General features: G+C 34.9%; 6 protein-coding genes. 4 read left to right on the top strand and 2 right to left on the bottom strand.

What is annotated here, in order from left to right; all coding sequences use genetic code 11:
• Nucleotides 1-58 precede the first annotated feature (58 nt).
• Complete coding sequence (locus ACILQF_RS07450; protein WP_395626789.1) at nucleotides 59-778, top strand: RluA family pseudouridine synthase; 720 nt, start codon at nucleotides 59-61, stop codon at nucleotides 776-778.
• Here the strand turns inward: ACILQF_RS07450 and ACILQF_RS07445 are convergent.
• The gene (locus tag ACILQF_RS07445; RefSeq protein ID WP_395626788.1) at nucleotides 775-1,311 is read right to left on the bottom strand and encodes a DUF695 domain-containing protein; all 537 of its coding nucleotides are present in this window, start codon (nucleotides 1,309-1,311) and stop codon (nucleotides 775-777) included. The two genes, ACILQF_RS07450 and ACILQF_RS07445, sit on opposite strands and share 4 nt — an antisense overlap.
• Before the next feature lie 161 nt (nucleotides 1,312-1,472).
• Nucleotides 1,473-2,855 carry an arginine decarboxylase gene (locus ACILQF_RS07440; protein WP_395626787.1) on the bottom strand — a complete coding sequence of 461 codons (1,383 nt, stop codon included), beginning with the start codon at nucleotides 2,853-2,855 and terminating at the stop codon, nucleotides 1,473-1,475.
• Nucleotides 2,856-2,962: 107 nt separating this feature from the next.
• Here ACILQF_RS07440 and rocF point away from each other — a divergent pair, with 107 nt between their 5' ends.
• The 3 genes from rocF to ACILQF_RS07425 all read left to right on the top strand — a co-directional run.
• On the top strand, nucleotides 2,963-3,910 hold the full coding sequence (gene rocF / locus ACILQF_RS07435) for an arginase (RefSeq protein ID WP_395626786.1): 948 nt from the start codon (nucleotides 2,963-2,965) through the stop codon (nucleotides 3,908-3,910).
• 25 nt (nucleotides 3,911-3,935) lie between these two features.
• The gene (argS, locus tag ACILQF_RS07430) at nucleotides 3,936-5,714 is read left to right on the top strand and encodes an arginine--tRNA ligase (protein WP_395626785.1); all 1,779 of its coding nucleotides are present in this window, start codon (nucleotides 3,936-3,938) and stop codon (nucleotides 5,712-5,714) included.
• A 249-nt stretch (nucleotides 5,715-5,963) separates the two neighbouring features.
• The coding region (locus tag ACILQF_RS07425) for a SusC/RagA family TonB-linked outer membrane protein (RefSeq protein ID WP_395626784.1) at nucleotides 5,964-8,717 on the top strand (2,754 nt) is incomplete at its 3' end.

Here is an 8,717-nt window from a genome sequence, read left to right as displayed (position 1 = left end):
CACCTCTATTTCCACAATCCCCCCTAAAACCCTATCTTTGCATTCTAATTTTTAATGTGTGAAGTTTCCAAAGTTCCAAGATCTTATTCTTTTTGAAAATGACAATCTAATTGTTGTAAATAAACCAGCATTCCTAAGTTCACTCGATGATCGTGAAGGAGGGGATAATAATTTACTTAGAATGGCCAAGCAATACGCTGATGATGCTCAGATTTGCCACCGATTAGATAGAGAAACATCTGGAGCTTTAATAATTGCTAAAAACCCCGAAACATACCGTCATATTTCCATGCAATTTGAACATAGAAAAGTGACCAAGGTATATCATGCTATAATTAACGGAACCCATATTTTTGAAGAGCTTAACGTGGATCTCCCCATTTTAAATCTTGGTGCTAGAAATGTGGCCATTAATAAGCAAGATGGTAAACAAGCACAAACAATTTTTAATTCAATAAAATTCTATAAACATTATACTTTAGTAGAGTGCAGGCCAATTACAGGACGAATGCACCAAATTAGAATACACTTGGCTTCGCAAAGAGCCAACATAACTGGTGATGAAATGTATGGTGGTAAGCCAGTATACCTTTCAGAAATTAAAAGAAGCTATCGTATTGGGAAGGATCAGGAAGAGCTGCCAATTATGAAGCGATTTGCACTACATGCGCGCAGTATTACTTTCAAAATTGATGAGAATACTGAAATGACTTTTGAAGCGCCATATCCTAAAGATTTCGCAACCTTAATCAAGCTTCTCGATAAGTTTGATTGCTAGTTTTTAAGCGTAGTTGCCTCATAGAAAGAAGAAACAGCTTCCCATTCTGGGTCGTTTTCAAAGGAGATTGATTCCACACGATTCTGCTCAATTTTAAATTTCTGCACTATGCTTGTTGCCATTTCTTGATGCTCAGGCTTAATATACAGAAGGATATCCCGATAACCTGACATAGCTGTTGTTCCAACATAACAATAGTTTCCAATGCTTGCGCTGAGCTCCTTTAGAATTTGTGTTTGAAAGGTGTTGAAAAATAAAGCTTCTTTTTCTGTTGGATGACCATTTCTATCTTTTTCAAGCGTATTTACAATGATAAATAGGGATAAAGAGTAAATCGATTTCTCTTTAAATCCGATATAGCGATCGTTTATGGATGCTATACATGGTTTTCCATCTGTTTCGAATTGCAGAGATGTGAAATTTTGTTTAATTATAGGAGCTTCAAGTCTATTTTTGCCAGCCTCCGCCTTGTTTTGGGAACAGGAAATGAATGGGATTAAACAAAATAAAAGAAAGTAATATTTGGGCATCATATTTATTAAAAAATAGTCGAGCTATTTAAGAAATTAATTCAAAGGCAATTTTTCAAATTTCTTGAATCCAGACCCTCTAAATCCTTAATTCATTTAATTCGGAACCCGAACCGTTTGGAATCCCCAAATTTAAAAATTATCAATTCGCAACCCGATGCTGATTAATAACCCAATATTTTCAATACCTGTTTACTATTTTGTTCCTCACCAAATACTTCGAAATTAAAGGTTTCATCACGGTTACGACGAATTATAACATGTTTGGGAGATGGAAGTAGACAGTGATGAATTCCACCGTAGCCACTTAAAACCTCTTGATAAGCACCAGTATGGAAGAATCCTAAATATTGAACCTTGCGCGTTTTGGGCATAAAAACATTGTTCATATGCGCTTCTTGACTGTAATAATCTTGTCCATCACAAGTAATCCCACCCAGGTTAACACGCTCATACTCCGAATCCCAATTATTGATTGGTGCCAAGATATATTTTTGATTTAGCGCCCAAACATCGGGTAGGTTAGTGATAAAAGAACCATCGAGCATTAACCATTTTTCACGATCGTTTTGTTGCTTACGACCCAAAACTTTATAAAGAATACCTGAAGCCTCAGCAACGGTATATTTACCAAACTCAGTGATGATATCTGGCTCCATCACATCATGTTCAGCACAAATTTCCTTAATTCTTTTTACAATCTCATTGACCATATATTCATAATCAAAGTCGAAGGCTAAAGAATCTTTGAATGGCATTCCACCACCAATATCAAGTGTATCGAGATCTGGATTTATCTTTTTGAATTTACAATATAAGGTTGCGTATTTTTCTAATTCATTCCAATAATAAGGAGTGTCAGAAATACCTGAATTTATAAAGAAATGCAAAAGCTTAACCTTAAAATTTGGGTTATGAGCTATTTTATGATTGTAAAAATCAATAATGTCTTCTATTCGAATTCCTAAGCGGGAGGTGTAAAATTGAGAATCAGGCTGTTCTTCGGCAGCAATTCTAAATCCTAAATTGCAAGGAATGTCAAGTTCATCGTCATAAATATTAAATTCTTCTTTATTATCTAAAACAGGAATAATATTTTTATACCCATCATGAAGCATGTCGATGATGTACTGCTTATATTGAAAAGTTTTAAATCCATTACAAATAACGGTGATATCCTTAGTTAGGGAGCCCTTTTTTTCAAGTGCATCAATCATTGGCATATCAAATGCAGATGATGTTTCTAGGTGAATATCATTGCGAAGTGCCTCTTCCACAATATGTCGGAAATGCGAGCTTTTTGTGCAATAACAATATTTATAACCTCCTCTGTAATTGTTCTTTACGATAGCCGCCTGAAACAATAATTTGGCTTGTTGTATTTTCTTACTAATGATGGGTAAATAGGTAAATCTCAAAGGAGAACCATACGTTTCAATCATTTCCATGAGGTTTAAGTCATGAAAATATAATTCATCGTCTATGATGTCAAATCCATCCTGAGGGAAACCCACGCTTAAATCAAGAAACTCCGCGTAACTCTGCATTTTTTTATAATTTTGCCAAAGATATAAAAAGCTTATAGCATAGAACATATATGAATGCTTAAATGTTACATATTTTAAACTATATTCGAAAATAAGGAGAGAGGGTTATGCGTGAATTGAAAATTATTGAAGTTAAATCTGAGCTTGGAGCAGGTACACGGGGTGCCAGTATGGGAATTGATGCCATAAAAATTGCTGCTCTCGATTTTGGAAGTCGGTATTTTAAAAAACACAGAAGCATTGAAATAGCCAATGAAAACCATCTTTTATTGGAATCGGTTGGTAATCAGTTTGCTAAACGTATTTCAGGTGTGCTCACCATGGTTGAAAGAATTGCGGAGGAGGTTTCAAAGAGCGTGCAAAACAATGAGTTTCCGATTTTACTTTCTGGTGACCATAGTTGTGCGGCAGGGTCCATTACCGGGATTAAAAAAGCTTTTCCCAAGGCACGATTAGGTGTAATATGGATTGATGCTCATGCCGATCTACATTCACCTTATACCACACCCTCAGGTAATTTACACGGAATGAGTCTCGCTGTAGTTTTAGACGAGGATAATATCGATTCAAAGATTAATAAACCTGATCAAGAAACCCTTAATTATTGGTTTCAATTAAAAAACGTAGCTAATATATCGCCTAAAATAAACTATAATGATCTTGTTTACATAGCTTTACGCGACTTTGAACCAGCTGAGCAGTATCTACTTAAAAAGCATAAAGTAAAAAACTTTCCTACGCTCGAAATTAGAAAGCGTGGAGTTGAACGTGTAGCAATTGATGCTTTACAATATTTAGATCAGTGTGATATGATTTACGTGTCTTTTGATGTAGATGCAATAGATGCTTCCATATCAAAAGGAACTGGAACTCCAGTGGCCAATGGAATAACTGAAAAAGAGGCAGGAAACTTAGTATCGCGATTAATGAGCCATGAAAAGGTTTGTTGTTTTGAGATTGTAGAAGTTAATCCTACACTCGATAAAGAAAATTTAATGGCAGAAAATGCATTTGAAATTTTACTTCGCGCAACAAATTCTCTAATTAACGATTAAATTTACAGGCCAAAGGCCAATAAAAATGACAATAGAAAATACCATTGTTCAACAAATAAAAAGTGCTGTTCTAGCACTTTATCAGACTGATATAAACGTAGATAGTATAGTTATTCAGGAAACACGTAAAGAGTTTGAAGGGCAGGTTACGGCTGTAACTTTTCCGTTTACACGTATTTCTAAAAAAACGCCTGAACAAACTGGTACTGAAATAGGAGAGTACCTTAAAGAAAACGTTAAAGAGGTTGCTGATTTCAATGTAATTAAAGGATTTCTGAATTTGTTGATTACCGATTCTTATTGGATTGATGAATTGTTAAGTAATATCCATAGTCAGGCTTTCGGACAATTTCCATCAAATGGTCAGAAAGTAATGGTTGAATATTCTTCACCAAATACCAATAAACCACTCCATTTAGGTCATGTTCGCAATAATTTATTAGGTTTTTCAGTCGCTGAGATTCTCTCTGCAAATGGTTACGATGTCATTAAGGCTAATTTGGTTAATGACCGTGGAATACATATTTGTAAATCGATGCTTGCATGGAAAATGTTTGGCAATGGTGAAACACCAGAAAGCAGCGGATTAAAGGGTGATCATTTGGTCGGTAAATATTATGTTATTTTTGACAAAGAGTTTAAGAAGCAGATTGAGGCGCTTATTAGCAAGGGTCAGACCGAAGAGGAGGCGAAAAAAAATGCTCCATTAATTAGGGAAGCACAGGAAATGCTTTTGAAATGGGAGGCTGGTGATCAAGAGGTTATTGAATTATGGTCAATGATGAATGGCTGGGTGTATGCCGGTTTTGAAGTGACTTATAAAAAGCTTGGCGTTGATTTTAAAAAGTATTACTATGAATCAGATACTTACCTTTTAGGTAAAGATACCATTCAAGAGGGTTTAGATAATGGTGTTTTCTTTAAAAAAGAGGATGGCTCCGTTTGGATAGATTTAACGGACGACGGTTTAGATCAAAAACTTGTTTTACGTGCCGATGGTACCTCTGTTTACATTACACAAGATTTAGGAACGGCACAATTGAAATATGACGACTTTAAAATGGATAAGTCGATTTATGTGGTTGGAAATGAGCAGGATTATCACTTTAAAGTTTTATTCCTTATTCTTCAAAAAATGGGTAAATCATGGGCTAATGGTTTATTTCATCTTTCCTATGGGATGGTTGATTTGCCATCAGGGAAAATGAAATCCCGTGAAGGAACCGTTGTAGATGCCGATGAGTTAATGGATGACATGATTCAAACTGCTCAGGAAAGAACCGAAGAACTAGGTAAGGTAGAGGGTTTTACAGAAGAGGAGAAAAAGGACCTATATAATATGATTGGTATGGGCGCTTTAAAATTCTTTTTATTGAAGGTTGAGCCCAAAAAACGACTCTTGTTTGATCCCAATGAATCTATTGATTTTCAGGGACATACTGGCCCATTTATTCAATATACACATGCCAGAATTTGTTCTATTTTAGCAAAAGCCGATTATAAAAATAAAATTTCTGAACAATATTCTAAAGCATTAAAGGCACTTGAAAAGGATTTGATTGTTAACTTGGCAAAATACCCGGATGTAATAGCCTCAGCAGCAAGAGAGTACAGTCCTGCACACATTGCAAATTACGTATTTGAACTCGCCAAGCTTTTCAATAAATTTTATCATGAAGAAAGCATTCTTAAGGTTGACGATCTACAAGTTCGAAATTTCAGACTTGATCTTGCATCCGCAACGGCTACTACCCTTAATAAAGCAATGAAATTACTTGGCATAAGAGTTCCATCGAGGATGTAATCAATAATATTGAATGTAAGTTGCTGAATCATTCTTTTTGGATCTAAATTTTATAGTCAATTTCTGATTTTATTATCTAGGTATTCATAATATCTGGCTTTAAAGTTTCACTAAAAACATTTAAAAACAATTTAGTCTGGAAATACTAAACCTTTCATTTTTATGAATTTATAAAAATGAAAGGTTTTTTTATAGTTTTGGATTTTTTTATTATGTTTACAAATTAATCTATTAACTAATTTAATATTTATGAAAAAATTCTTACGAAATCTTTTCGTCTTGCTTCTTATTGCCAGTAGTGCAATAGCTCAAGATCGAACTGTAACGGGTACGGTAACAGCCAAAGAAGATGGTTTGCCATTACCTGGTGTTTCTATTAAAGTTAAAGGAACAACTTTAGGAACTCAAACCGGTGCTGACGGTAAATTCAGTTTAAAAGTTACAGCTGATGCAAAAGTGCTACAGTTTACTTTTATTGGTTACACAACTAAAGAGGTTAACTTAAGTTCCTCAAACCAAATTAATGTGGTTTTAGTTACCGATGCCAAGCAATTAGGTGAAATTGTTGTTGTTGGTTATGGAACCGCAACTAAACAGTCATTTACTGGTTCAGCATCTGTTGTTACTGCTGAGGTTTTAGAAAATCGTCCAGTTACTTCATTTGAAAAGGCTTTGCAAGGTGCGGTAGCGGGTGTTACTGTACAAAGTGTATCTGGGCAGCCAGGTGCTTCTTCTACTGTGCGTATTAGAGGAGTTGGTTCAATTTCTGCTTCTGCTACGCCACTTTACGTGATTGATGGAATTCCAATTTCTAGTGGTGACTACAGTTTAGCTGCAACTACTTCTGATGTACTTTCAACTTTAAACCCAAATGATATTGAGTCTATTTCTGTTTTGAAAGATGCGTCTGCTGGATCTATTTACGGTTCAAGAGCTGCAAACGGTGTAATTTTAATTACTACTAAAAAAGGAAAATCAGGAACTACAAAGTTCAATACTTCTGTAAACACTGGGTATTCTGATATAGCAGTTCAAAAGCATCAAACCTTAGACGCTAGTCAGTATTTTAAACAATACTTTGACTTCTATTATCAAGGTAGAATTGCTGCCGGTAACACGCCTGATGCTGCGGCATTAGCAGCAAATACTTCAACCAGAACTATTTTAAACGTTAACCCTTACAATACAACAAATCCATATGTGTTCTCTAATGTTGCAGGTCCTGTATTGGCTCCAAACGCTGCACTTTATTATGATACAGACTGGCGTGATGCGGTAACAAATAGAGGGATAACAAAAAATGTTAACGTTTCTGCACAAGGAGGTAACGAGTCAACAAAATTCTTCGTTTCTGGAGGTTATTTTGATCAAAAAGGTATTATTTTGGCTTCTGATTTTAAGAGATATTCAAGCAAGTTGAATTTATCAAATCAGGTGAATAAATCAATTAATATCGGTATGAACAATACTTTATCATATACCGATCAAAATACACCAGCAGGTGCTGGTGGTGCTGCTAACCCAATTAGATTTACTGATTTGCTAGCTCCTATTTATTCTTTATATGTAAGAGACGCAAATGGAATACCAGTTAGAAATCCTGATGGAAGTTCAGTTTATAACTACGTAAATCCGATCAGTGTGCAATTTAATCCAGTTGGTCTAGCAGATAAAGATGAGTATATTACTAGAGTAGGACGCGGAATTATCAATCCTTTCGCTGAAGTACAGTTTTTGAAAAGCTTTAGATTTAAAACTAATGCTGCTGTTGATTACATTAATACTCGCGAAAGATTATTTTATAATCCTGATGCCGGAAATGGTACAGCAGTAAAAGGTAGAGTAGAAAGATATTCTATTCAAGATGTAACTGTTACACTTTCCAATACATTGGCTTATGAAAACAAGTTTGGATTACACGATATTAGTGGTTTAATCGGACAAGAAGCATACAGATCAAAATACGATCGTTTACAGGCATCAATCACTAATTTACCTTTAGGTATACCTGAAATTGCTGCTGGTTCAACTGCTGGTTTACCAGTAGGTTACTACACACAAAAAAGATTATCATCTTACTTTGGTAAATTAAGCTATAGCTATAACGACAAATACTTTTTACAAGCTTCTTACAGAAGAGATGGGTCAAGTGTTTTTGGTGTAGAAAATAGATGGGGTGATTTTTATTCTATCGGTACTGCTTGGAGACTTAGCCAAGAAAAATTTCTTGCTGATGTTAAATGGATAGACGAATTAAAAGTTAGAGCTAGTTATGGTACCTCTGGAAACGATCAGATTGGTAGATATGAAGCACAAGGCTTATTTGGATTGGGCTTTAACTATAATGGTCAATCAGGTATAAGTTATTCTAATCTTGCTAACCCTACATTGAAATGGGAACAAAATGCACAATTAGATCTTGGTTTAGAATTCAGTTTATTTAAAGGAAGGTTAGATGGTGAGGTTTCTTACTACAATAGATCTGCAGATGGTTTATTATACGCTAAACCATTATCTTTCACAACTGGCTTTAGTTCAATAACTACAAATCTTGCTGGTATTGAGAACAAAGGTTTTGACATCCTTTTAAATGGAGTTCCAGTTAAAACTGAAGGTTTTGAGTGGAGAGTTTCTGCTAACTTAACAACTAACAAAAACGTAATTACTAAATTAACTGATAAGGAAGTAATTAGTGGAACTAAGCGTTTAAAAGTTGGTAGTGATCTTTACCAATGGTATTTAAGAGATTACGCTGGAGTTGATGCAGCTGATGGTGCACCAATTTGGTATCGTGATATTTTAGGAACTGATGGAAAGCCAACAGGTGAGCGTACAACTACTAAAGTTTACAATCAAGCTACTCAATATGATAGTGGTAGTTCTTTGCCTAAGTTTACTGGTGGTTTTACAAATAATTTCAGATACAAGAGATTTGATTTAACAGCTTTTGTTTTCTTTAGTTATGGAGCTAAAGTTTTTGATAGCTATTATTCATCTTTAAGC

Origin of the sequence: Daejeonella sp. (genome assembly GCF_044232565.1) — a bacterium.
Taxonomy (GTDB): Bacteria; Bacteroidota; Bacteroidia; order Sphingobacteriales; family Sphingobacteriaceae; genus Daejeonella.
Note: the sequence above shows the minus strand (reverse complement) of the source record. Positions and strands in the feature narration are given on the sequence as shown.

Coding starts and splice junctions, on each gene's coding strand:
- ACILQF_RS07445 (WP_395626788.1), bottom strand. CDS start 1,311: ATGATGCCCAAATATTACTTTCTTTTATTTTGTTTAATCCCATTCATT.
- rocF (WP_395626786.1), top strand. CDS start 2,963: ATGCGTGAATTGAAAATTATTGAAGTTAAATCTGAGCTTGGAGCAGGT.
- argS (WP_395626785.1), top strand. CDS start 3,936: ATGACAATAGAAAATACCATTGTTCAACAAATAAAAAGTGCTGTTCTA.
- ACILQF_RS07440 (WP_395626787.1), bottom strand. CDS start 2,855: ATGCAGAGTTACGCGGAGTTTCTTGATTTAAGCGTGGGTTTCCCTCAG.